This is a genomic window from Streptomyces sp. G5(2025) (assembly GCF_049542075.1).
Lineage (GTDB): Bacteria > Actinomycetota > Actinomycetes > Streptomycetales > Streptomycetaceae > Streptomyces.
Genome location: NZ_JBMUZT010000002.1, coordinates 658,760 through 682,507, shown reverse-complemented (window position 1 = coordinate 682,507; position 23,748 = coordinate 658,760). Strand labels below are relative to the sequence as shown.

At 70.3% G+C, this 23,748-nt stretch carries 23 protein-coding genes; 11 read left to right on the top strand and 12 right to left on the bottom strand.

Annotated elements, in window-relative coordinates:
- Window positions 1-64: 64 nt before the first annotated feature.
- Both ACOBQB_RS03425 and ACOBQB_RS03420 read right to left on the bottom strand, forming a co-directional pair.
- Window positions 65-697 carry an O-methyltransferase gene (locus ACOBQB_RS03425; RefSeq protein ID WP_423588667.1) on the bottom strand — a complete coding sequence of 211 codons (633 nt, stop codon included), beginning with the start codon at window positions 695-697 and terminating at the stop codon, window positions 65-67.
- 27 nt (window positions 698-724) lie between these two features.
- Window positions 725-1,888 (bottom strand): amidohydrolase family protein, encoded by a 1,164-nt coding sequence (locus tag ACOBQB_RS03420; RefSeq protein ID WP_423588666.1) that lies wholly within the window; start codon window positions 1,886-1,888, stop codon window positions 725-727.
- A 411-nt stretch (window positions 1,889-2,299) separates the two neighbouring features.
- Here ACOBQB_RS03420 and ACOBQB_RS03415 point away from each other — a divergent pair, with 411 nt between their 5' ends.
- Window positions 2,300-3,466, top strand: coding sequence for an alkaline phosphatase PhoX (locus ACOBQB_RS03415; protein WP_423588664.1), 1,167 nt, complete (start codon window positions 2,300-2,302; stop codon window positions 3,464-3,466).
- An 18-nt stretch (window positions 3,467-3,484) separates the two neighbouring features.
- Here the strand turns inward: ACOBQB_RS03415 and ACOBQB_RS03410 are convergent, their stop codons facing one another.
- Window positions 3,485-3,760, bottom strand: a complete 276-nt coding sequence (locus tag ACOBQB_RS03410; protein ID WP_423588663.1) for a DUF3253 domain-containing protein — start codon at window positions 3,758-3,760, stop codon at window positions 3,485-3,487.
- A 60-nt stretch (window positions 3,761-3,820) separates the two neighbouring features.
- Between ACOBQB_RS03410 and ACOBQB_RS03405 the strand changes: the two genes are divergently transcribed.
- Entirely contained in the window at window positions 3,821-4,780 is a 960-nt protein-coding gene (locus tag ACOBQB_RS03405) for an NAD-dependent protein deacetylase (protein WP_423588661.1), read from the top strand.
- On the opposite strand, the gene gdhA is transcribed toward ACOBQB_RS03405, so the two are convergent.
- The 3 genes from gdhA to ACOBQB_RS03390 all read right to left on the bottom strand — a co-directional run bounded on the left by gdhA (window position 4,773) and on the right by ACOBQB_RS03390 (window position 7,276).
- The gene (gene gdhA / locus ACOBQB_RS03400) at window positions 4,773-6,140 is read right to left on the bottom strand and encodes an NADP-specific glutamate dehydrogenase (protein ID WP_423588660.1); all 1,368 of its coding nucleotides are present in this window, start codon (window positions 6,138-6,140) and stop codon (window positions 4,773-4,775) included. The two genes, ACOBQB_RS03405 and gdhA, sit on opposite strands and share 8 nt — an antisense overlap.
- Window positions 6,141-6,380: 240 nt before the next feature.
- Complete coding sequence (locus ACOBQB_RS03395) at window positions 6,381-6,707, bottom strand: dihydrodipicolinate synthase family protein (protein ID WP_423588658.1); 327 nt, start codon at window positions 6,705-6,707, stop codon at window positions 6,381-6,383.
- Window positions 6,602-7,276, bottom strand: coding sequence for a dihydrodipicolinate synthase family protein (locus tag ACOBQB_RS03390; RefSeq protein WP_423588657.1), 675 nt, complete (start codon window positions 7,274-7,276; stop codon window positions 6,602-6,604). Before ACOBQB_RS03390 ends, ACOBQB_RS03395 begins: the two co-directional genes overlap by 106 nt.
- 71 nt (window positions 7,277-7,347) lie before the next feature.
- On the opposite strand from ACOBQB_RS03390, the gene ACOBQB_RS03385 reads away from it, so the two are divergent.
- From ACOBQB_RS03385 to ACOBQB_RS03375, 3 genes are all read left to right on the top strand, one after another.
- Complete coding sequence (locus ACOBQB_RS03385) at window positions 7,348-8,337, top strand: LysR family transcriptional regulator (RefSeq protein WP_423588655.1); 990 nt, start codon at window positions 7,348-7,350, stop codon at window positions 8,335-8,337.
- A gap of 87 nt (window positions 8,338-8,424) precedes the next feature.
- On the top strand, window positions 8,425-8,847 hold the full coding sequence (locus ACOBQB_RS03380; protein WP_423588653.1) for a DUF6003 family protein: 423 nt from the start codon (window positions 8,425-8,427) through the stop codon (window positions 8,845-8,847).
- Between the two features lie 122 nt (window positions 8,848-8,969).
- Window positions 8,970-9,629 (top strand): hypothetical protein, encoded by a 660-nt coding sequence (locus tag ACOBQB_RS03375; RefSeq protein ID WP_423588651.1) that lies wholly within the window; start codon window positions 8,970-8,972, stop codon window positions 9,627-9,629.
- 23 nt (window positions 9,630-9,652) lie between these two features.
- On the opposite strand, the gene ACOBQB_RS03370 is transcribed toward ACOBQB_RS03375, so the two are convergent.
- Together ACOBQB_RS03370 and ACOBQB_RS03365 are read right to left on the bottom strand one after the other, a co-directional pair.
- Window positions 9,653-10,576, bottom strand: a complete 924-nt coding sequence (locus ACOBQB_RS03370; RefSeq protein WP_423588649.1) for a hypothetical protein — start codon at window positions 10,574-10,576, stop codon at window positions 9,653-9,655.
- Between the two features lie 96 nt (window positions 10,577-10,672).
- A complete protein-coding gene (locus ACOBQB_RS03365; protein ID WP_423588647.1) occupies window positions 10,673-10,993 on the bottom strand; it encodes a hypothetical protein in 321 nt (106 codons plus the stop codon).
- Window positions 10,994-11,467: 474 nt separating this feature from the next.
- Here ACOBQB_RS03365 and ACOBQB_RS03360 point away from each other — a divergent pair, with 474 nt between their 5' ends.
- The 3 genes from ACOBQB_RS03360 to ACOBQB_RS03350 all read left to right on the top strand — a co-directional run bounded on the left by ACOBQB_RS03360 (window position 11,468) and on the right by ACOBQB_RS03350 (window position 13,613).
- Window positions 11,468-11,899 carry an NfeD family protein gene (locus tag ACOBQB_RS03360; RefSeq protein ID WP_423588646.1) on the top strand — a complete coding sequence of 144 codons (432 nt, stop codon included), beginning with the start codon at window positions 11,468-11,470 and terminating at the stop codon, window positions 11,897-11,899.
- A 3-nt stretch (window positions 11,900-11,902) separates the two neighbouring features.
- Window positions 11,903-12,946: an SPFH domain-containing protein gene (locus tag ACOBQB_RS03355; protein WP_423588645.1), complete on the top strand. Its 1,044-nt coding sequence runs from the start codon at window positions 11,903-11,905 to the stop codon at window positions 12,944-12,946.
- Window positions 12,947-13,238: 292 nt separating this feature from the next.
- Window positions 13,239-13,613, top strand: coding sequence for a VOC family protein (locus tag ACOBQB_RS03350; protein ID WP_423588644.1), 375 nt, complete (start codon window positions 13,239-13,241; stop codon window positions 13,611-13,613).
- A 31-nt stretch (window positions 13,614-13,644) separates the two neighbouring features.
- Here ACOBQB_RS03350 and ACOBQB_RS03345 read toward each other — a convergent pair whose 3' ends face one another.
- Entirely contained in the window at window positions 13,645-14,346 is a 702-nt protein-coding gene (locus ACOBQB_RS03345) for a hypothetical protein (protein ID WP_423588643.1), read from the bottom strand.
- A gap of 162 nt (window positions 14,347-14,508) precedes the next feature.
- On the opposite strand from ACOBQB_RS03345, the gene ACOBQB_RS03340 reads away from it, so the two are divergent.
- Together ACOBQB_RS03340 and ACOBQB_RS03335 are read left to right on the top strand one after the other, a co-directional pair.
- Entirely contained in the window at window positions 14,509-14,901 is a 393-nt protein-coding gene (locus tag ACOBQB_RS03340) for a DUF6191 domain-containing protein (RefSeq protein ID WP_423588641.1), read from the top strand.
- A 733-nt stretch (window positions 14,902-15,634) separates the two neighbouring features.
- Window positions 15,635-18,385: a S8 family peptidase gene (locus ACOBQB_RS03335; RefSeq protein WP_423588639.1), complete on the top strand. Its 2,751-nt coding sequence runs from the start codon at window positions 15,635-15,637 to the stop codon at window positions 18,383-18,385.
- Window positions 18,386-18,597: 212 nt separating this feature from the next.
- On the opposite strand, the gene ACOBQB_RS03330 is transcribed toward ACOBQB_RS03335, so the two are convergent.
- From ACOBQB_RS03330 to ACOBQB_RS03320, 3 genes are all read right to left on the bottom strand, one after another.
- Window positions 18,598-19,251, bottom strand: a complete 654-nt coding sequence (locus ACOBQB_RS03330; protein ID WP_423588637.1) for a YceI family protein — start codon at window positions 19,249-19,251, stop codon at window positions 18,598-18,600.
- Between the two features lie 195 nt (window positions 19,252-19,446).
- Window positions 19,447-20,373 (bottom strand): cation diffusion facilitator family transporter, encoded by a 927-nt coding sequence (locus tag ACOBQB_RS03325; protein WP_423588636.1) that lies wholly within the window; start codon window positions 20,371-20,373, stop codon window positions 19,447-19,449.
- A gap of 69 nt (window positions 20,374-20,442) precedes the next feature.
- Window positions 20,443-21,534, bottom strand: a complete 1,092-nt coding sequence (locus ACOBQB_RS03320) for a mechanosensitive ion channel family protein (protein ID WP_423588634.1) — start codon at window positions 21,532-21,534, stop codon at window positions 20,443-20,445.
- A 423-nt stretch (window positions 21,535-21,957) separates the two neighbouring features.
- Here ACOBQB_RS03320 and ACOBQB_RS03315 point away from each other — a divergent pair, with 423 nt between their 5' ends.
- Window positions 21,958-23,091, top strand: coding sequence for an amidinotransferase (locus ACOBQB_RS03315; RefSeq protein WP_423588632.1), 1,134 nt, complete (start codon window positions 21,958-21,960; stop codon window positions 23,089-23,091).
- Window positions 23,092-23,748 lie beyond the last annotated feature (657 nt).

Here is a 23,748-nt window from a genome sequence, read left to right as displayed (position 1 = left end):
CACAGGCCTTTACCTCGGAACCAACAGTGTCGAGGAGAGGTTAGAGTCCGCAGCGGCGACCCCCTCAGGTTCTGGGGAGTTTTTCACGCTTTGTAGTGACTTCGAGTCCGGCGCCCACCGCGATCAGGTGACTCTGGGCGTCGGGAAGCCCGCTGATATGGCGGCGATAACCCGCGATGACCTCCGCGTTCTTCTGCGGCATCAGCATATTGTCCGCCACGACCACCCCTCCGCGGCGCAGTGCCGGCCAGCACGCGTCGAAATCCCGGACGTACAACTCCTTCCAGTGGTCGAGCAGTACGAGATCCACCGGGGCGGAAAGGGACGGCACCAGCTCCGGGGCTTCACTGGTGGTCAGTTCCACATGGGCGTCCAGGCCCGCCGCGGTCAGTTGCGCGCGCTGCTCGTCCTGCTTGCGCCGGTCGACCTCGATCGAGTACAGCCGCCCGCCCGTGGCGCGCACCGCTTCCGCGAGCCACACCGTGGAGTAGCCCACAGAACCGCCGATCTCCACCACCGTCCGGGCGTCGGCCACTCGGACCAGAGTGTTCAGGAGGAGACCGGCCTCCGGACCCACGTCCAGCATGAAGGACCCCGCGCGCTCGCGCAGCGCCGTGCCGCCGGCCGCCCGCAGCGCCTCAAGCTCCTGTCGCTCCTTGCGCGAACGCGCTTCCAGTGCGCACAGGACGGACTCCACCCGCGGGTCGAGAGAGGGACGACCGCATCAGGCGGTTCCGAAGAACCGGCGGGCGTTGTCGCACAGGATTTTCCGCTTCACCGCGTCGCCGAGGTCGCCCCGGTCGGCCAGCGCCGTCACCGCGCCGGGGAATTTGGCGTCGAAGTGCGGGAAGTCGCTCGCGAACAGCAAATTGTCCTCCAGGCCCTGTTCCACGAGCATCGGCAGCAGCGGATCATCCGATTCGATGCCCAGATAACACTGCCGCTTGAAATAGGTGCTGGGCTTCTCCGGCAGCGGTTCGCGGTCCTTGGAGAACTGCTCGACGTGGTCGTCCATGCGGTTCAGCCAGAAGGGGGCCCAGCCCGCGCCGGTTTCCATGAAGGCGAAGTTGAGAGTGGGATACCGCTCCATCACCCCACCCGTGATGAGCAGCATGACGGCCGCCATGTGCTCGAAGGTGTGGCTCACCAGATGGCCCTGCATGGTGTCGTGCGTACGCTCCGTCCCGATGCGTGGAATGCGGGCGACACCGAATCCCTCGTGGAAGCAGACCGCCATTCCGTGGCTCTCGCAGAATGCCCAGAGAGCTTCGTAGACCGGGTCGTCGACGTTCGTCCCGGCCACGGTGTTGGGCCGCAGGATCACCGTACGCACCCCGTTGTCGAGGGCCCTGCGCGCCTCGTCGACGGCGAGCACGAGGTCGTGCTGGGGCAGCGCGGCGACCGGCAGCAGCCGGCTCGCCTCCGCGGAGCAGTACTCGACCGCCCAGTCGTTGTAGGCCTTGGTCACCTCGTAGGCGAAGGCGGAGCTGCGCAGGGCGGGCAGGAGTCCAAGAACCTTGGAGGGAAAAATGTAGGCCTGCGATATCCCTTCGCGGTCCATCGCGGCGAGCCGGTCCTGCGGGTCCAGGCCCCCGCGCCGCAGCGCGCCGAGCACTTCCACGGTCGCCGGGTCGTCGAACAGCCAGCTGCCCGGGGTGTACGTGGCTCCCTGGGAGCTGCCGAACCAGGCGGCCTGCGTGGGCTTGCCGTGGAAGGTCGCCGACGGCCCCTCGATGACACGGCCCTCCGCGACCAGCACGTCGTCCCGGTACTGAGGCATCCAGGCGGCGTACTTCTCCGGGATCCTGCCGCGCCACCACCGATCGGAGTCGGGAAGGACGATGTGGCTGTCGGCATCGATCACCGGGTAGTCATGACGGGCGACCATGTACCACTCCTCACAACGATGCACATGACATACATGGCGACACATGCGCGCACACCACTCCCGTGGAGTGTTAGTCCGTACACGCTGCGTACCGAGCCTGGCACTTGAGGATTGTTGCCCTCGCTCCGAACACGGGGAAGGGGGCCTGACGCCAATGGCGTGTTTGCGACGATGCCTCGTGGCGCGCTCTCACGTCACCCGTGGACGCCACACGCAACTCAAGCCACCAACGTTCCCGCACATTTCATTTGGTGCCGGACCGGCAGCCTCCGTACCGCGTCCGCGCACCCGTTCGCCGGGAAAAGTTGGCTCACTCGTCCCTGCCCCTCTCCGGCCGGGGCCCCTACGGTCCCTGTGACCAGTCGGCGACGCCCGCCAACTCATCGTCCGTTTCTCGGTGTAGGAGTATCTGTGGACCGTCGCAATTTCCTGCGTGGTGCGGTGTTCGGCACCTCTGCCGCAGTCTTCGGAGGCACCCTCATGCACGGCGCCGCCTACGCGGCCCCGGCGCAGAACGGCCCCGGCCCCTACGGTGGTCTGCTGACCGCCGACGCCAACGGCATCATGCTGCCGTCCGGTTTCACCAGCCGTGTCATAGCCCGCTCGGGCCGGACGGTGACCGGCACCTCGTACACGTGGCACGGCGCCCCCGACGGCGGTGCCTGTTTCGCCGACGGTACGGGTTGGATATACGTGTCCAACTCCGAGCTCGGCACCGGGGGCGGGGCGAGCGCCGTCACGTTCGACTCCTCCGGTTCCGTCACGGGTGCCTACCGGGTCCTGTCCAACACACGTAACAACTGCGCGGGTGGGGCCACCCCGTGGAACACCTGGCTGTCGTGCGAGGAAGTCAGCCGAGGCTACGTCTACGAGACCGACCCGTGGGGCGCGAAGGCCGCCGTCCGCCGCACCGCGATGGGCCAGTTCAAGCACGAGGCGGCCGCCGCCGACCCGGTGCGCGAGGTGATCTACATGACCGAGGACGAGTCCGACGGCTGCTTCTACCGGTTCGTCCCGACCACCTGGGGCGACCTGTCCTCCGGGACCCTCCAGGTACTGGTCGCCGGTAGCGGCACCTCCGGCTCCTTCACCTGGACGAACGTGCCCGACCCCGACGGCTCTCCCACCTACACCCGCGACCAGGTCTCCCGCGCCAAGATCTTCAACGGCGGCGAGGGCTGCCACTACGCCTCCGACACCGTCTGGTTCACCACCAAGGGCGACAACCGCGTCTGGCGGCTCAACCTGCGCGACAGCACCTACGAACTCGCCTACGACGACAGCCTCGTCACCAACGGCAGCGCGCCCCTGACCGGTGTCGACAACGTCACCGGCAGCTCCTCGGGAGACCTGTTCGTCGCCGAGGACGGCGGCAACATGGAGATCTGCGTCATCACCCCCGCCCAAACCGTGGCCCCCTTCCTGCGCATCACCGGCCAGTCCGGCTCCGAGATCACCGGCCCGGCTTTCTCCCCCGACGGCAAGCGGCTGTACTTCTCCAGCCAGCGCGGTACGTCCGGCAGCTCCTCCGGCGGCATCACCTACGAGGTCACCGGTCCCTTCCGCACCACCGCCTGAGCGGCCCGGGGGCAACTGTCAGCGGACGCGGCGGCGGATGCGGATCGGGCCGCGGGCGTCCGCCGGATGCACGGGGCGGCCTCCCTGGGTGATCTCCACCGCGCCGGCCGTGACCAGTCGGCGGGCGGCGCGGCGGGCCGGTTCCATGAGTGCGCGCCAGCCGTCGTCGTCCCCTTCGTACACCGCCCGTGCGGCGTCGGAGGGGCAGATCGTCGCGGTCGGGCCGCGACGCTCCAGCAGCTCCAGGATGACCCGTTCCAGGCGCCGGTCCGTCCGCCGTTCGCTGTTCGTCACATCCGCCAGGGTACGGAACACCGCCGGTATCGCGCCGCCGGTCTTCCGTACCCTGGCGGCATGCGTATGCGCCCTACTCTGAGCTGGACTCCTGACGCGGACCTGCCGCCGGGTACGACGGATCCGGGGCCGGTCGCCGATGTGCTGGGCGCCGGCGGCGTGCTGGTGCTCAGCGGGGCCGGCATCTCCACGGAGTCGGGCATTCCTGACTACCGGGGCGAGGGCGGAAGCCTGAGCCGGCACACCCCGATGACCTACCAGGAGTTCACCGCCGACCATGAGGCCCGGCGACGGTACTGGGCACGCAGCCACCTCGGCTGGCGCACCTTCGGCCGGGCCCGGCCCAACGCCGGGCACCGTGCCGTGACCGCGTTCGCGCGGCACGGACTGGTCACCGGTGTCATCACCCAGAACGTCGACGGCCTGCACCAGGCCGCGGGCAGCGAGGACGCCGTGGAACTCCACGGAAGCCTGGGCCGGGTCGTCTGCCTGTCCTGCGGCACCCTCAGCCCGCGCCGTGAGCTCGCCCAGCGGCTGGAAGAGGCCAACCCGGGCTATGCGCCGGTGGCCGCGGGCATCAACCCGGACGGCGACGCCGACCTCACCGACGAACAGGTCAAGGACTTCCGCGTCCTGCCCTGCACGCTCTGCGGCGGCACCCTCAAGCCGGACGTGGTCTTCTTCGGCGAGACGGTGCCGCCCGAGCGGGTCGAGCGCTGCCGCGCGGCGGTCCGCGAGGCGGCGTCGCTTCTCGTCCTCGGTTCCTCGCTGACAGTGATGTCGGGGCTGCGGTTCGTCCGCCAGGCGGCCGAGGCCGGCAAGCCAGTGGTGATCGTCAACCGGGATGCCACCCGCGGCGACCGGCACGCCGTCACCCGGGTCGCGCTGCCGCTGGGACCGGCACTGACCTCCGTGGCCGACCGGCTGGGCGTCCCCGTCGAGAAGTCAGCCGGCGAGGCGGGAGCGGGGCGCGTGAGGGGTGCCCCGCTCGCCGCGGCGGCCGGGCCTCGGGTCAGATGACGCCCTGGGCCGTCATCGCGTCCGCCACCCGCTCGAAGCCGGCGATGTTCGCGCCCGTCACATAGTCGCCGGGGGAGCCATAGCGCTCGGCGGTCTCGTGGCACGTGCGGTGGATGTCGTTCATGATGCGCGCCAGCTCCTCCTCGACGCGCTCCGCCGACCACGACGTACGGGCGTGGTTCTGCGCCATCTCCAGCGCGCTGACCGCGACGCCGCCCGCGTTGGCCGCCTTGCCGGGCCCGAAGGAGACACCCGCCTGCTGGAACAGACGTACGGCCTCGGGGGTCGTCGGCATGTTGGCGCCCTCCGAGACCGCCTTCACGCCGTTGCGGATCAGAGCGGCGGCGTCGTCGGCGTCCAACTCGTTCTGCGTGGCCGACGGCAGCGCGATGTCGGCCGGTACCTCCCAGACCCGCCTGCCCGGCACGAAGCGGGCCGAGGCGCCGCGGCGCTCGGCGTAGGTGTCCACGCGGGCGCGTTCGACCTCCTTGACCTGCTTGAGGAGGTCCAGGTCGATGCCCTTCTCGTCGACCACGTAGCCGGAGGAGTCCGAACAGGTCACGGCGTTGGCGCCGAGCTCCGCCAGCTTCTGGATGGTGTAGATGGCGACGTTCCCGGAGCCGGAGACGACCGCGGTGCTGCCTTCCACGGTCTCGCCGCGCTCGCGCAGCATCGCCGCCGTGAAGAGGACGTTGCCGTACCCGGTCGCCTCCGGGCGGATCAGGGAGCCGCCCCAGGTCTGACCCTTGCCGGTGAGGACACCCGCCTCCCAGCGGTTGGTGATGCGCCGGTACTGGCCGAACAGGTAGCCGATCTCGCGGCCGCCGACGCCGATGTCACCCGCGGGTACGTCCGTGTGCTCGCCGATGTGCCGGTACAGCTCCGTCATGAACGACTGGCAGAAACGCATGACTTCCGCGTCGCTGCGGCCACGCGGGTCGAAGTCGCTGCCGCCCTTGCCGCCGCCGATGCCGAGGCCCGTCAGCGCGTTCTTGAAGATCTGCTCGAAGCCCAGGAACTTGATGACGCCGAGGTTCACCGACGGGTGGAAGCGCAGGCCGCCCTTGTACGGGCCGAGCGCGCTGTTGAACTCCACCCGGAAGCCCCGGTTGACGCGCACGCGGCCGTGGTCGTCCTGCCACGGCACCCGGAAGATGATCTGCCGCTCCGGTTCGCACAGCCGCTCGATCAGCCCGGCTTCGGCGTACTCGGGGCGGGCCGCGATGACGGGCGCCAAGGACTCCAGCACCTCGCGGGCGGCCTGGTGGAACTCCGGCTGGGCCGGGTTGCGGTGTTCGATCTCGGCGAGCAGCTGTGAGAGCGCCGGCAGCGCTGTCCTCGTATCGGGTCGCGTGGTCAAGGGAGCCCTTTCTGGCACGGCTGACACCGGAAGTATGACCGGCATGTAAACACAGTGACCGGCCCTCAAGTCCAGAGAGCGACCACAATGCGAGACCTCGGGGCCACCCCTGTGGCTGTCCGGAAAGCCTGGGTGCTTTCTGAGTTCGGATCGTGGCCTCCCTCATGCGGTGAGGGACGCGTTCCGCGGGGAATGGCGTGCACCGCGGCTTGATGGCTGTGTGCAGCCAATTCCCGTGTTTCACGCGCGGCTCCCGGCCAGGAGCGTCGCTCGGCGGACCGCGTCGGCGGAGGCGGCCAGCAGCGGCATGCGGACGGCCGGGCTGGGGATGCGGTTCTGGGCGTGCAGGACTCCCTTGATCACCGTCGGGTTCGGTTCGGTGAAGAGGGCGGCGGACAGCCGGGCCAGCTCGGCTCCGAGACCGCGGGCGGGCGTGGCGGAACCGCGTCGCCACAGTGCGATCATCTCGGCGAAGTCGGCGGTACGCAGATTGGCCGACGCGACGATCCCCCCGTGGGCGCCCGCCGCGACGAGCGGCGAGAGGACGATGTCGTCACCGCCGAGCACGGCGAAACCGGACAGGGGGAGGCGAGCAACTCCATGGTGGTCGGGTCGATCACGCCGGTCGCGTGCTTGATGCCGACCACGCCCGGCAGGCGGCCGAGTGCGGCGATCGTGCCGGCGCCGAGAGTCTGCCCGGTGCGGTAGGGGATGTCGTACACGATCAGGGGGAGGCCGCCGTGCTCGGACAGCGCGGTGAAGTGCGCCAAGGTCCCCGCCTCTCCGGGGCGGATGTACGGCGGCGCGGGAACCAGCGCCGCGGCGACGTCCCCCTTAGCCGCCAGCTCTCGCAGCGACGTGATGGCGGCGGCGGTGTCGTTGGTGCCGACCCCGACGATGAGCGGTGCCCCGTGGGCCCGGCAGGCGGCCGAGCAGATGCGTACCACCGTCTCTCTCTCCTCCGCGTTCAACGTGGCGGTTTCGGCGGTCGTACCGAGGGCGACGAGACCGGAGGCACCGGCCGACAGCGCCTCGTCGGCGAGTCGGGCCAGCGCGTCGGGAGCCAGGCGCAGATCGTCGGTGAACGGCGTCACCAGGGGGACGTACAGGCCGTTGACGTTCGGTTCGGGCGTCATGCGTCCACCCTGGCCCACACTCACCCAGTAGATCCATTTCTGTTTTCTGGCTTCGCACCTAAGCTGAACTTATGCTTGATGTGCGCCGTCTTCATCTGCTCCGCGAACTGGACCGGCGGGGCACCATCGCCGCCGTGGCCGAAGCACTGACCTTCACCGCGTCCGCCGTCTCCCAGCAGCTCGGGGTGCTGGAAAGGGAGGCGGGCGTGCCCCTGCTGGAACGCAGCGGCAGGCGGGTGATCCTCACGCCCGCGGGCCGCTCCCTCGTCGCGCACGCGGACGCCGTGCTGAACCGCCTCGAACAGGCGGTCGCCGAGCTGGCCGGTGCGCGGGACGGCATCGGCGGGCCGCTGCGGATCGGGACGTTCCCCTCCGGCGGCCACACCATCGTTCCCGCCGCGCTGGCCGAACTGGCCTGCCGCCACCCCGCGTTGGAACCGATGGTGCGGGAGATCGACTCCGCGCGCGTCTCCGACGGTCTGCGGGCCGGTGAGCTGGACGTGGCCCTGGTCCACGACTACGACTTCGTACCCGCGACCCCCGATACGACCGTGGACGAGGTGCCCCTGCTCGAAGAGCCGATGTACCTCGTCACCCGGGCCAGGAGCGAGGCCACGAGCACGGACGCGACCGCGAACTCCGGCCAGGGCGGGGGCCAGGGCGAGGGCCAAGGCCACGGGGACACGCTGGCAGCACTGCTCGGGCCCTGCGCCGAGGTTCCGTGGATCACCGCGCGGGACGGCACGACCGGTCACGCCATGGCCGTACGCGCCTGCCAGGCCGCCGGGTTCCAGCCCAGGATCCGCCACCAGGTCAACGACTTCCGCACCGTGCTGGCTCTGGTCGCCGCCGGACAAGGGGCCGGGTTCGTGCCGGAGATGGCCGCCGTGCCGAGCCCCGCGGGCGTGGTGCTCACGAAGCTGCCGTTGTTCCGTCGCTCGAAGGTCGCCTTCCGCGCGGGCGGCGGCGCCCATCCGGCGATCGCCGCGTTTGTGGCGGCGGCGACGACGGCGGTCGAGCGCATGGTCGGTTCAGGAGGACGGGCCGGCAGCTCTGCGTGAACCGGCCGACCACAGGGAACGTGTGTGCCTGGTGGGCCTCGACATCGGTGCCCAGCTGACGTTCGAGAGAGAAGGCGATTTTCCGCGATGGCCGATGACGCATACCTGTTCCTCCTTCCCGACCGGCACCCTCGGCTGGGGGCGGCCCTCGCTGCCGTCGACGCCCTGGAATGCACGGAAACCCCCGCCGTGCAGGCCTGGTTGCAGGCCCACGAGGTCTCCGCGTCCTCGGAACAGGTCAGGATCCTGCCCGCCGAGAAGGAGACGCTCATCCCGGAGGACGCCGAGCGGCTGCCGGTGCCGTTGAGCGAGGAGGAAGCGCTGAACGTCCAGCAGGAGTGCGCGCCCCAGGCCGTCACGGACATGGAGAGCGAACTGCTCGCGTTCCGGGAGACGACCCAGGACCGGGAGGCCCTCGTGCACCGGGCCCTGACCGCGGGGATTCCCGCGGAGCGCATCGCCCGGCTGACCGGCCTCGATCCACAGGAGATCGGCCGCCTGACCGCCTGACCCGCAAGGAGCCCGGGCCGATCAGGTGAGGTCGCTGTGTGGCGACCGGACGCCGCGGCGGCCTCGGCCGCGCCGTGTGCAAGGCTCGCCGAAGCGTTCGCGTGCGCGACGGAGGAGTGGATATGCCTGGTGAGCCGGGAGTCGGGGCATCCTTGCTGCGGACGGCCGTGGTGCTCGGAGTCCTGACCGCGGCGGTCGGCTGCGGGAACGGTGACGACACGCCGTCAGAGATCGACGCGTCACCGGCGGCGGCCGGGACCGCCACGCTCTTCCCGGGGAGCGGCGACGAGCGGGGGCCGGACATCGACTTCCCGCCCGTGGCCGTCGGCGAGTCCGCCGCGGTGGACGTCAAGGTCCGCAACAACTCGGGCGAGCCGATGACCGTCAAGAAGGTGACGGCGAAGAATGCCAAGGTGTCCAAGGACAACTGCACGGGCAGGACGATGCCGTCCGGCGGGGAGTGCGAGTTCAGCATGCTCTTGCAGTCGAAGACCAAGGCGCAGCAGCTCGCGGGCAGCGTGACACTCGAAACCGACAAGGGGACGACCTCTTCGAGCGTCGCGGGCCGAGTCGTCGAGAAGGGGAAGCGCGAAGGCCCCACGCACGCGCCGACCACCCCCGAGGGAGCGACCGGCACGCCCTCCGTCGAGCCGCCGGAGCCCACGGTCACGGACACTCCGGAGGAGACTCCGCCGACCACCACGGTCAGCCCGGAACGGAGCCCGCTCGGCACCACGGCCGGGCCGGAGGAACTCCTGTCGGGCACCCCCGGGGCGCCGTAGCCCCCATAGGCCGGCTGTGCCTGCTATCCGCGCGGGCCGCCCGCCGGTCGCGCCCTCGCCACGCCCATAACCTCCACGCGGACGCTGTCGTCGTCGCGCAGCACGAGCGTGATGTCGCCGTCGGCGGGCCGCTTGTGCGGCACCAGGAAGTACCGCGTGCGTGACTTGGCGAGAATCTGGAAGCCCCTGCACCGGAAGCGGTACGGCATATACGCCCTCCCGCGGTCCTCGCAGGTGATGAAGGGCGCTGAGGCGCGGATCGGGGTGCGTGCGTGGATCAGCACGGGCGTTGTTCCCCGGTAGTCCCGTTCCGCGTCGTGCTGCGCCCGGGACATTCCCGCGACGTGTGCGTAGCGCGCCATGGTGAAGAACATGATCATCACCACCGCGGCCAGCAGCAGCCCTTCCGCGATGCTCCAGAACCGCTCCCTCCGGCGCTCCGGGCCGCGCCGGAGATACAGCGCGAGCAGCAACAGCAGAGCGCCGACGGCCACGATCGACGGCGGGAGGAACTCGCGCGGCCAGCCCCCGGGAAGGCCTTGCTGCACCGTGCGCTGCCACCACACCGGCTCCAGCAGAACCGGAAAGCTGATCAGCAGCAGCACGGCGCCCACCACGGCGACCGCTCGCGCCACCAGACCACGCCGCCGCAAGGTCGTGTCCTCGGCGAACCACCGTTCCGCCGACCGGAACAGCAGCATCCCGACGAGACCGGCCACGAGCAGGACCCACAGGGGAAGGAAGAGCGCGGCGGGGCTCTCGAGCAGGTATTCCTGCATGGTCAGTTCCAGGTCGCGCGTCGAGACCCCGAAGTAGGCGTAGTAGGCGCCGCGGTACCTGTTCCCGAGGTAGTACAGCAGTCCGACGACCACCGACCCCGGGGTCAGTACGTACGCGGCTTTTTCGAGGAACGCCTTGTCCCGCGTCTGACTCTCTTCCGCAGGCAACCGCTGTCCTCTCCGCTGTCCGGCCGCTTCGAAAGCTAACGCCGCCTCCCACGACGACTGTCACGACACGCGGCGGCGCGGCACCGCCTGCCCGGTTCAGCCGCGCTGTTGCCGCAGGAACTTCGGCGTCGGCAGCCACCAGTTGGCGCCGCCCGCGACGGCCATCACCGCGGGGGCGAGCAGCAGCCGTACGACGGTCGCGTCGAGCAGGATCGCGAAGGCCAGGCCGAAGCCGAAGTCGGGCGCGGCGGTGATCGTGGCCCGGTGGCGGCTGAGCGCCCACGGCCACAGCTGCGGGCGCATCCAGTCGGCGCCCTCGCCAGACCCCTGTCGGTTGGCCGCGGCGAGGCTCGTCTCGTCGTAGGCGGCCATGATCCGCAGGGCCGGGGCCGGGGCCTGCTCGGCCCCGCGAGGCACAGATCCTGTTCCGTGAGGAGGGGCGACCAGCCGGAGACGATCTCTTCCGGGCCGGACACCGCGATGTGTTTCGCCCGGAGTCCCGCGTATACCCGGTCCGGTTCGCCGGTCCGCCGGCAGATATAGGAATACAGGCGGTGGCCGGCCTCGTCGGCGACACTGACGTCCTCGCCGGGAAACAGGAGAATTCCCATGTCCCGGAACCGGTTCGCGAACGGCTTGAGGCGTCGCGCGTCATCCGCCGACAGCTGCCGCCGGACCGGTGCGCTGCGCCGGATCCTGGGGACGACCTGCGTCAGTACGTCCGTCAGTCAACTGCCGTACGGCGTCCGGTTCCGCCGTCAGCGCGTAAGTGCGTGGGCGGACATCGATCTCACACCGTCCGGGCCGTGTTCAATCAGTCTCGCGAGGGGTAAAATAAGGGTAAAGTGCGCAAATCGTACCCACGTCCGCGTCCGCGGGAGGAGGTACACGATGGACCTGTGGCTGATCTGGCTGATCGTCGCGGCCCTGCTGGCCGTGGCGGAGATCTTCACCCTCACCGCCGCGCTCGGCATGCTGGGCGTCGCCGCGCTGGTGACGGCGGTGTGCGCCGCGTTCGGGCTGCCGCTCGCCTTCCAGTTCCTGGTGTTCGCCGTCGTCGCCACCGTCACCTTGCTGTTCGTACGCCCTCTCGCGGTGCGGTACGTGCTCCAGCCCCAAGGGGCGCGTTTCGGCATAGACGCGCTGGTCGGCAGGGCCGCCTACGTGGTGTCCGAGGTGTCGGGCCTGGACGGCAGGGTGCGTATCGACGGCGAGGAGTGGACCGCCCGCGCCTACGACGAGACGCTGGTGATTCCGCCAGGAAAGACCGTGGATGTCATAGAGATCAGCGGCACCACGGCGTTCGTCTACCCCCGGGACTGAGCCATGGAAGTCTCCGCGTTTCTTGTCGCAGGTCTGATCATCGCGCTGATCGCGCTCTTCACCGTGGTGCGGGCGGTGCGCATCGTTCCCCAGGCGCGCGCCCGCAACGTCGAGCGCCTCGGCCGCTACCACCGCACCCTGAATCCCGGCCTCAACCTCGTCATCCCCTACATCGACCGCGTCCATCCGGTGATCGACCTGCGGGAACAGGTCGTCTCCTTCAAACCGCAGCCGGTCATCACCGAGGACAACCTGGTCGTCGAGATCGACACGGTCCTGTACTTCCAGGTCACCGACCCGCGAGCCGCCTTCTACGAGATCGCCAACTTCCTCCAGGCCGTCGAGCAGCTGACCGTCACCACCTTGCGCAACGTCGTGGGCTCCATGGACCTGGAGAAGACGCTCACCTCACGGGACACCATCAACAGCCAGCTCCGCGGCGTACTGGACGAGGCCACCGGCAAGTGGGGACTGCGGGTCAACCGGGTGGAGATCAAGGCCATCGACCCGCCGCAGACCATCAAGGACGCGATGCAGAAGCAGATGCGGGCCGAACGCGACAAGCGGGCCGCGATTCTCGGGGCGGAGGGACAGCGCCAGTCTCAGATCCTCACCGCCGAGGGCGACAAACAGGCCGCCGTCCTGCGCGCGGAAGGCAACCGCACCGCCGCCATCCTCCAGGCCGAGGGCCAGTCGCGGGCCATCGACGAGGTGTTCCAGGCGGTGCACCGCAACGACCCCGACCCGAAGCTGCTCGCCTACCAGTACCTCCAGGCCCTGCCCGAGCTCGCGCAGGGTTCCGGGAACAACTTCTGGGTCATCCCCAGCGAGATCACCTCCGCGCTCCAGGGTGTGGCCCGAGCCTTCAGCGAGGACCTGCCGCGCTCGCCGGCCACCCGCGAGAAGCCTGCCGACGACATGGCCGCCCGGGCCGCCGACGACACGGCGCAGGCCGCGGAAGCGGCTGCCGAGGCCGTCGCCGACGCCGCCAAGGCCGATGGCACGGTCACCGGTGCGCTGCCGTCGGGCCGCCTCAGTGACGCCTGACACCGGCCGCACTCGGCACGTCAGCCGGTCAGGCGCTCCGGCAGGAGGAACCGCCGATGGTGATCATCATGGCACCGGAGGCCCGGCTGACGGCCCGGGCGGCGCAGGGCCGGGTCCTCAGCACGGTGCGGGCGAGAGGCCGCTGGTCCCGACGCCCTTGACCGGCAGTTCGCCCGGCTGCCGGGCGTCCCGTGTCTGACGTCCACCCCGTCCCCGTCGCGGGGGTGGGGTACGTTACGACACCTCCGGTACGGGAGCCGCGGAAGCGGCCGAAGAGCAAGGGGCGTCGGAAGTGATCCGAAAGCTGCAGGCGGTCGCGCTGGACTGCGCTGATCCGGTACGGCTCGCCGAGTTCTACGCGGAGCTGCTCGGCGGCCGGGTGGTCGCGGACCCCGAGGACGACGGCTGGGTCGAGGTGCACGGCTTCGAGGGGACACCGCTGGCCTGCCAGCGGGTGGACGGCTACCAGCCGCCGGAATGGCCCGGCCAGGGGCGCCCGCAACAACTCCACCTGGACTTCGACGTGGACGACCTCGACGGTGAGGAGAAGCGGGCGCTCGCCCTCGGCGCGACCGTGCTGGAGCGGACGGACCAGATCCGCCCGGAGGCCAACTGGCGGGTCTACGCGGACCCGGCCGGCCATCCGTTCTGCCTCTGCTTCCACTGAGCCGGGGCCGTCGGCAAGGGCGAGGGCGCTGCTACGAACCCGGCGGCAGCAGTTCGCGGGTGAGGGTGAAGGCGGCCGTGGCAGAGGACAGCAAGGTGTTGATCCTGGCGAGGACACGGGCCGTCCTGTCGGCGTCCTGGGCGTCGACGGCCGAGGCCAGGTCGTCGGCGTACTCCCGCGCGCGTACCGCCTCTTCGGGCCGCGCGGAGTCCGCGTCCGCACGGAGCGCCTCGGTCAGCCGTTGGTGGGGGACGTCGGGCGCGTTGGCCCGGTTGCCGTAGCCGCCATGGGCCATCGCGTGCGGGCTGTTGACGTTCGCCACGACGAAACCGCCCGACGTGGAGGAGATGTGCACCCCTTCGCCTCCTGTCCAGATGAACTTGCTCTCGTAGTCGGCCCATCCCTTGCGCGTCACGCTGTACGAGCCGAACCGCCAGCCCCTGACCTTGATCAGTTTGTGCTTGAGCGGCTCCGCCAGGATGCGCATGGCATCGGCCCGATTCCATGCGCGCTCGGCGAAATAGTCCGTCATCTCCACGCGCAGGCCCGGGTTCGCGGCCCGTCGGCAGATCTCGCGGAACGCCTGCCCCTGACACGCCTCCAATTGGCCCGGCGCGAGCGACGGCGCGGGCAGGCCCCGCCGATGCGCGATTTCCCGGGTCCATACGAACAGTGAGTGGACGAACCAGCAGAGCAAGGCGATCAGAACAACAGGCGCGAGCGTCGGCTCCACGGCCCTCACCCCCCTCTGGCGTCGCCAAGTCGCCACATATTAAGGGAAGTTGGCCTTCGAAGCGAGATGCCGGGGAGGGTGCGGCGCGCCTCCGCCGTACGGGGGAAGCGGGTCCTACGTCAGTCTGATCCCCGCGCGCCGCGGACCGGGGACAGTGATCACATGACGATCTGGCTCATGTCCTTCCCGGCCTTCGCGTGTGTGCTGGCCCTGTTCGCCATGGTGGAGAGCGCCTGGCGATGGTTCACGGGACTGGGCCTCCTCCCGTGGCTGCGCAGACGGACCGGGCGGTCGTTGTCGAACATCGCCTTCGATGAGTTCACGGCGGTCGTGAACGGAAACAAGACGGTGGAACTGGAGCAGCGGCGCGTCGAACTGCTGCGGCGGGACGACGAGAGCGACGGTGCGCCACCCCGCTCCAGCGTCGACCTGACCAGGGGCACGGCGTTCATCGCGGTGCCACGGCGGTCACCGGCTGCGCGACGGGCGGGGCAGAGCGAGGTGACGTCACCGAAGTCGTCACCGAAGTTGTCACCGAAGTTGTCACCGAAGTGACGTCATGGCAGCATCGGGAAATTCTCGCGCTCCCCGAGAACCGAACGCCTCCAAGATCGCGTGTTACGGGCGACCACATCAAGCACGCTCAGAAGACAGGCGCATCGGGTGGCAGGCATATCGAGGGTGGGGGCGGCGGCGACAGCCGCCGTGGTGTCCGGGGCACTGGTCGCGTTTGGGTGGCCTCGGCCGACTCCGGGGCAGGGCCGGACCGCACAGCGGGCACACGTACCGGCGGGGATGCCAAGACCGGCCGGAAGGCGCAGGGCGGGAAGACGGCGACCGTCACGTTGATCACCGGCGACCGCGTGGTCGTCCGGGCGGGCGGCAAGCAGGTCGCCCGACTGATCCGCGGCGAGGGCCGCGAGGACGTCGCGATCGCCGTGCGGCGCGAGGCCGGGCACACGTACGTCCTACCGCGGGACGCCCAGTCGCTCATCAGCGCGGGCAGGCTGGACCGGCGGCTCTTCGACGTCACGCGGCTCATCAAGGACAAGTACGACGACGCGCACCGCACGTCGCTGCCGCTGATCGTCGCATATCGGCAGGGCAGCCCGCTAACAGCCGTTCCAGCGACAGCCGTTCCGGCGAGACCTTCAGAGGCCTCGCCCGTGACCGCCGTACGCTGCCCGCCATCGGCGGCGAGGCGTTCGCCGCGCCCAAGTCCGGTGCGGGGGGCCTCTGGTCGGAGCTCACCGGCGGGACGGGCGGCCGTACGAACGCACGCACCACCGTGGCCCCGGCCGTCGCGCACGTGTGGCTGGACGCCAAGGTCCGCCCCGCCCTCGACAAGAGCGTGCCGCAGATCGGCGCCCCCACCATGTGGAAGGCCGGGTACACCGGCAAGGGCGTCAAGGTCGCCGTCCTGGACACCGGCGTCGACCAGACGCACCCGGACCTCAAGAACGTCGAGGTCACCGAGAAGAACTTCACCGAATCCTCGCCCGACGCCAAGGACCGCATGGGCCACGGCACGCACGTCGCCTCGATCCTCGCCGGCTCCGGGGCCAAGTCGGGCGGCACGTACAAGGGCGTGGCGCCCGACGTGCAGCTCCTGGACGGCAAGGTCATCTCAGAAGTGGAGGGAACCGGCACCGAGTCCAGTATCACCGCCGGCATGCAGTGGGCGGTCGACAACGGCGCGAAGGTAGTCAACCTCAGCCTCGGCAGCCTCGACTCATCGGGCACCGACGCGATGGAGGAAGCCGTCGCGCGCCTCTCCGGCAAGGCCCTCTTCGTCGTCGCGGCGGGCAACGACGGCCCCGCATACGGCACGCTGAACTCGCCCGGCAGCGCCCCCGCCGCCCTCACCGTCGGCTCCGTCGACAAGCAGGACGACATCGCGGAGACCTCAAGCCGCGGCCCGCAGGCCGACGGGGTCACCAAGCCGGACCTCACCGCGCCCGGCGACGACATCACGGCCGCACGCTCCACGCTGACGCCCGGCGCCCCCGGCGCCCCCGGGAGCGACGGCTATGTCGCCATGTCGGGCACCTCGATGGCGAGCCCGCACGTGGCCGGTTCCACCGCCCTGCTCCTCCAACGGCACCCCAAGTGGACCGGCCCGCAGCTCAAGGCCGCGCTGACCGGCTCCGCCACGCCCAACCCCACGCTCAACGCCGAGCAGCAGGGCGCGGGCCGCGTCGACCTGACGCGCGCCGTCACCGCGTCCGTCGTCCCCGAGCCCGGCACGGTCGCCTTCGGCACGCGGGCCTTGCCGCACACCGACGACAAGCCGGTCGCCAAGACCGTCACCTACCGCAACCTCGGCACCGAGCCCGTCACCCTCACGCTCTCCGCCGACGCCGTGGACCCGAAGGGCCGCCCGGGTCCGGCGGGCATGTTCACCGTCGAGGACACCAAGCTCACCGTCCCGGCGGGCGGCACCGCCAGGACCAGCGTCACCGCTGACACCAAGGCCGGTACCGCCGACGGCATCTACGGCGGGACCCTCCTGGCCGCGGGTGACGGCCAGGAGGTGCGCACCGGCCTCGTCGTCGACCGGGAGGTGGAGTCGTACGACCTCACGCTGAAGCACCTCGACATCAACGGCAAGGCCTCGTCCGGCTACACCACCACGCTCACCGACCGCGCGCAGCGGAAGATCGAGGTCCCCTTCCGCGAGGGCCCGGTCACCGTGCGGGTGCCCAAGGGCACGTACACGCTGGAGAGTTCCGTCTACGGCCCGACCAAGAGTTTCGCGGTCTTCGTCCAGCCGAAGCTGAAGGTCGGCGCCAAGGCGACGGTCACGCTGGACTCCCGCAAGGCCAAGCCGGTCACCGTCACCACCCCGGACACCGGCGCGCGACTCACGGAGTCGAACATCAGCTACGACGACGTGACCCTCGGGATCGCCAGCAGTTGGAGCTTCGGCGACGGCAGCGTCATGCGCACCCTCGGCCTCGGCCCGGACTCGCCCACCTTCACCGCGCAGTACAACGGACTCTGGAAGGCCTCGGGCACGGCGGCGAAGAAGGTCGACTACCGGCTGGCCTTCAGCCGCACCGGCAACTGGTTCTCGGGCCTGAAGCGCGCCGCCACCAAGGCCGAGCTGGCCGAGGTCAGGTACGGCGTCGGAGCCTCCGCCGCACAGCGCAAGGGCACGCTCTCCGCCACGCCCGTCGCCAAGAACGGCTACAACCCGCCCCTGGTGCCGGTGACCGGGCTGAAGCTGCCGGCCTCCGGTACGAGCTACGTCAACACCAAGGACCTGCAATGGAGTTGGTCCATGGAGCAGCTCGACGACGCGGGGGTGGCGACCATCAACTACTACTCCGGTGACGTGGCGTACAAGGCGGGCAAGCGCTACACGCTGAACTTCAACACCGGCGTCGTCGGCCCCGACCTCAAAGCCGACGACCGGCAGGGCGCGCGCCGCGCGGGCAACGCCATGGACGCGTACATCGAGCTCTTCAGCGACGGCGCGGGGCACGCGGGGGGCTCGGCGACGACCGGCGGCTTCACCCGGCTGGAGTCGGGCGGCCGTACCCTCGCCGAGGGCGGCCCGGGCGCGGTGTACGCCGAACTCCCGGCTGCCCCCGCCGCCTACCGTCTGACCATGGAGGCCACCCGCGCGGCGAAGGTCACCACGACCAGCACCAAGGTGGCCGCGGCCTGGACGTTCACGTCGGCGAAGACTCCCGACGAGGAGCCCACCGAGCTGCCGCTGTCGACCGTCCGCCTCGCGCCGAAGCTGGCGCTGAACGGCACGGCCCCGGCGGGCAGCACGCTGAAGGTGCCGCTGAAGGTGGCGGGTGCGGCGGCCGGCACCGCAAAGATCGCCAAGCTGACCGTCAAGGTCTCCAACGACGGCGGCAGCACCTGGAAGTCGGCCCCCGTCACCACCGACACCAAGGGGGCGCACACGGCGACCGTGCGGCACCCGGCGACGGCCAAGGCCGTGTCGTACCGCGTGTACCTGAAGGACACATCCGGCAACACCGTGACCGAGACGATCACGAACGCGTACCGGCTCGCCCCGTGACGCGCGCCCTCCGGCCATGACGGCCTCGGCGGCGGCATCATGAGGCCGGGCCACGGGAACACTTCCCGTGGCCCGGCCCTTTTGCGCGCCACACCGCCCACCGGCCCCACGCGCTGCTCCCGGCACTCCCGTTCCCGGCGCCGGGACCACTGAGCAGGTCGACGCGCTGCTCCTTGCCCGCCGCGCGGTCGGTAGGGGGGCGCGACGACGGGCTACGCCAGGGGCGTCGTCCGGATCGCGGAGATGTCGAACTGCAGCCGGACCTTCTCGCTCACCATCGTGCCGCCCGCCTCCAGGCGCTGGTTGTAGACCAGGCCCCACGCCGTGCGGTCGATGGTGGTGGTGCCGTCGAAGCCGGCCCGCTCGTACCCGAACGGGTCCACGACCGAACCGAGGTAGTCGAGTTGCAGTTCGACGGGCCGCGTGATGTCACGGATGGTCAGATCCCCCGCCATGCGGAAGGTCTCCCCGCCCTCGTGGACCGTGGAGGTGCTGCGGAACACCATCTCCGGGTAGCGGTCCGCGTCGAAGAAGTCGCGGCCCACGAGGTGGGCGTCCCGCTGCTCCACGCCCGTGTCGACGCTGGCGACCCGGATGGTGATCTCGGCCCGCGAGGCGTCGGGCCGGGCACCGTCGAAGTACAGCGCGCTGTCGTAGTCGCCGAAGGCACCCCGCACGGTCGTGACCATCGCGTGCCGCACGGAGAACCCGATGCGGCTGTGCGGCCGGTCGATGGTCCACTGCCCGGTCAGCGCGCGAAGCGCCGGGTCGAGCCCGGCATCGGCGGCCGCCGGAAAGGGCGTACCGCGGCCCCCGGCCCGCGCCGGGTCGAGGGTGGCGGTCTGGCGACGGCTGAAGATGCCCATGGTGTCGTCGTCTCCTTCGGATCTGATCACCCTGTGCTATCACGCCGTCGTCAGGTGTTCCCCGGTGAGATGGGAGGTCTCGTCCGGCTTCCATGGCGCTGCCCGCAAAGATGCACAGGATCGCCACGGGGTGGATGCACGCTTGGCTGGCCCGACGTCACGCACGGTCAGGGCGCCGCCCGTGCGTCCCCCTCGTCACAGGTGCAGCGCCCCGCCGTCCTCCACATGCCCCCGGGGCTCCAGCTGGAGCGTCGAGTGCGCCACGTCGAAGTGGCCGGCGACGCACCGCTGGAGCCGGGTGAGCAGCGCGCCGTAGTCGGCCGCGAGGGCGGTGTCCGTGACCACCACGTGCGCGGTGAGCACCGGCATGCCCGACGTCACCGTCCAGCCGTGCAGGTCGTGTACGGCGACGACGCCCGGCTCCGCCAGGAGATGGCGCCGGACCTCGCCGAGGTCGACGTCCTGGGGGGTCGCCTCCAACAGGACGTGGACGGAGTCCCGCAGGAGCCCGTACGCGCGCGGCACGATCAGCAGGCCGATGACGATGGAGGCGATCGGGTCGGCGGCCTGCCACCCCGTCAGCAGAATGATCAGGCCGCCCACGATCACGGCGACCGAGCCGAGCGCGTCCCCGAGGGCCTCCAGATAGGCGCCGCGCAGGTTGAGGCTCTTCTCCTTGGCGTCCCGCAGCAGCCACAGGCCCACGAGGTTGGCGATCAGTCCGCCGACCGCGACCGCCAACATCAGGCCGCCCTTGACCTCCACCGGCTCACTGAGGCGGCCGATCGCCGACCACAGGACCCAGACGAAGATGGCGACGAGGAGCAGCGCGTTGAGGACCGCCGAGAAGATCTCCACCCGGTAGAAGCCGAACGTGCGCCGCGGCGTCGGCGCGCGCTGGGCGAGGGTGATGGCACCGAGGGCGAGGGAGACGCCGACCGCGTCCGTCAGACTGTGCGCGGCGTCGGCGAGGAGCGCGAGGCTGCCCGACAGGAGCGCGCCGACCACCTGGATGACGGTGATCGACGCGCTGATGCCGATGGTCCACAGCAGGCGTCCGCGGTACGTCCCGCTGAGCGTGCCGCCCGTCGCCGCGGAGGACGGGCCGTGGTCGTGCCCCATGCCCGCGAGTGGATCATGACCTTCCGCCGGCCGCCACTCGGAGCGTTCATCGGAGCATTCGTACGGCGCTCAGTGGACCCGTGGCGGCGGCGAACTGTCGCGCTGGTGCGGGATGCCGAGCGGCGGCGGCAGCTCGCCCTGCTGCACGGTGACCGTGCGGGCCGGGGCGGGCACCCTGATCCCCTCGGCGCGGTAGCGCTGGTGCAGGCGCTTGATGAACTCGTGCTTGATCCGGTACTGGTCGCTGAACTCTCCGACGCCCAGGATCACCGTGAAGCTGATCCGCGAGTCCCCGAACGTGTGGAAGCGGATCGCCGCCTCGTGATCGGGGACCGCACCGGTGATCTCCTTCATCACCTCGTCCACGACCTCGGCCGTGACCCGCTCGACCTGCTCCAGGTCGCTGTCGTAGCCGACCCCGACCTGCACCGTGATCGACAGTTCCTGCCCGGGGCGGCTGAAGTTGGTCATGTTGGTGCTCGCCAGCTGGGCGTTCGGGATGATCACGAGGTTGTTGGAGAGCGAACGGACAACGGTGTTGCGCCAGTTGATGTCGACCACGTAACCCTCCTCGCCGCTGCTCAGCTGGATATAGTCACCCGGCTGCACGGTCTTCGCCGCGAGGATGTGGACACCCGCGAAGAGGTTGGCGAGGGTGTCCTGGAGCGCGAGGGCGACCGCGAGACCGCCGACGCCGAGCGCGGTGAGCAGCGGCGCGATAGAGATGCCGAGGGTCTGCAGGACGACGAGGAAACCCATGGCGAGCACGACGACCCGCGTGATGTTGACGAAGATGGTGGCCGAGCCCGCCACCCCGGAGCGCGACTGCGCCACGGTTCTGACGAGACCGGTGACGATCCGGGCCGCCGTCAGCGTCGCCGCGAGGATCAGCAGGGCCGTCAGCGTCATCGTGACGTTGCGTCCGGTGCGCGGGGTGAGCGGCAGCGCGCCCGCCGCGGCGGCGAGCCCGGCGGTGATGGCCGCGCACGGCACCAGCGTGCGCAGCGCGTCGACGATGACGTCGTCACCGCTCCACCGGGTCCGGCTCGCCCGCTCGCCCAGCCAGCGCAGCAGGGCACGCAGCAGCAGTCCGGCCGCGATGCCGGCGACCACCGCGATCCCGGCCACCATCCAGTCGTGCAGTGTGAGCGCACGGGTCATCGGATCACCTCCGTCGTACGGGGCGAGTGCGCCTGCACGCGGCATATGTGATGTGTCGTCACCTTGAGATACCTGCTCGATTCCGGGAGTTCGATCGCGCCGGGGACAGAGATCCGGCCGGGCGCGGACGTCATCCTGCCCCATGTGTGCACGGCGGGTGCGCGTACCCCCACCTGGATCTTCACGGACCGGCCACACGGACCGGCCACACGGATCGGCTACGCGGGCCGACTGCGTGTGGCGACCGCCGTGTCGGTGGCATAGATATCGCAAAAGCCGGTACTCGACGCATCGCGGGGACTCTGCCCGCACGGATGCCCGCAGTGCGGACCCGTAGGCACGGCGTACGACGACGGGCGCGCCACCTGTGGTAAAGCGTTGACTTCGGTGAGTCGTTGTTTCCTGCGAGCGGAAGCGGTGAGCATGGGCGTAGCGCAAAGGCCTGGAATTGTGGCGGAGGTGCCCGGCGGTGAACCTCTCGTGTCGCCGGTCAATTCGCACAATGAGTGGGACCCGCTGGAGGAAGTGATCGTGGGGCGTCTCGACGGCGCGACGATTCCCTCCAGCCACGCCGTGGTGGCCTGCAACATTCCGCCCTGGGCGGCGCGGCTGCAAGGGCTGGCCGCCGGTTTCGAGTACCCGCGCAGGCTGATCGAGCCCGCGCGAGAGGAACTCGACCAGTTCGTCACCCTCCTGGAGTCCCTCGGCATCACGGTCACGCGGCCGGACGCGGTGGACTACAAGCAGCGCTTCGCCACCCCCGACTGGTCCTCGCGCGGCTTCTGCAATTCCTGTCCGCGCGACGCCATGCTCGTCATCGGCGACGAGATCATCGAGACGCCGATGGCGTGGCCGTGCCGGTATTTCGAGACGCACTCCTATCGCGCGCTCCTCAAGGACTACTTCCGGCGCGGCGCCCGCTGGGCGGCGGCGCCGAAACCGCAGCTCACCGAAGAGCTGTACGAGAAGGACTTCCGGCCGCCGCGGGACGGCGAGCCGATGCGCTACGTCCTCACCGAATTCGAGCCGGTATTCGACGCGGCGGATTTCGTGCGCGCGGGCCGCGATCTGTTCGTGACGCGGAGCAACGTCACCAACCAGCTGGGCATCGACTGGCTGCGCCGCCATCTCGGGCCCGGTTATCGCATCCACGAGATCGAGAGCCGCTGCCGTACACCCATGCACATCGACACGACGTTCGTCCTGCTCGCTCCCGGCAAGGTCCTGGTCAATCCCGAGTACATCGACGTCGACCGGCTGCCCGACGTGCTGCGTTCGTGGGACGTCCTGGTCGCCCCCGAACCCGACCCGATCGACGAGCGCCTGCTCAAGATGACCTCGATGTGCGGCAAGTGGCTGAGCATGAACGTGCTGATGATCGACGAGAAGCGGGTGATCGCCGAGCGACACCACACCGGCATGCTGCGGGCACTCGAATCCTGGGGCTTCGAGCCGATCCCGTGCGGCCTGCTGCACTACGCGCCGTTCGGCGGCTCGTTCCACTGCGCGACGCTCGACGTGCGACGCCGCGGCACGCTGGAGACGTACTTCGACTAGACCCGCGTCTTCGCCGCCGGGAGCCGCCGCCGGGAGCCGCCGTCGTGCGGCCCGTCACCGGCAGGTGCCGTCGAAGGGGTTCCCCGGGCCCGGGCGGACATGAAAGTGTCCTACCCGATTCAGAGCGGGCCGGTAGTCCATCAGCCCCGCGAACCGGGCTGTTCCGGCGCGGGTTCGAGGTGAAGCACTGGTGCGGGATTCGGCACGAGAGCACGGGCACGATCCGGTCGCGCCGCGGCGGCTCGACACCACCGTCGTTCCGCGCGCCCTGCACCGCCGAGACCTCCCTCCCCGTGCCGGGCTCCCCGTGGACGAACTCGACATCGGGCCGCACAAGATCGGCATGGGGCCGCACAAGATGGTGCTGCTCCTCGGCGGCACCGTCTCCGCCTTGTTGCGCCATGTCGCCGTTGCTCGGTATGAGCACCGCGCCGGAGCCCTGCGTCGGCCGGAGGCCCCGCGCCGACTGGAGGCCCTCGCGCTCGCCGTCGACCCGGAACTGATCGTGCTCACCGGCGGGGTGGCCCCCGTCGGTGAGCGTCCGGTGCCGCTGCCCGATGAGCGGTTGCACCCCGGGGCCATCGGAGTCGTACGCGAGGCGCTCGACCAGGTGGAGGAGAATCTGCTCGCGGACACGGCGCCGCCGGCGCCCGACGG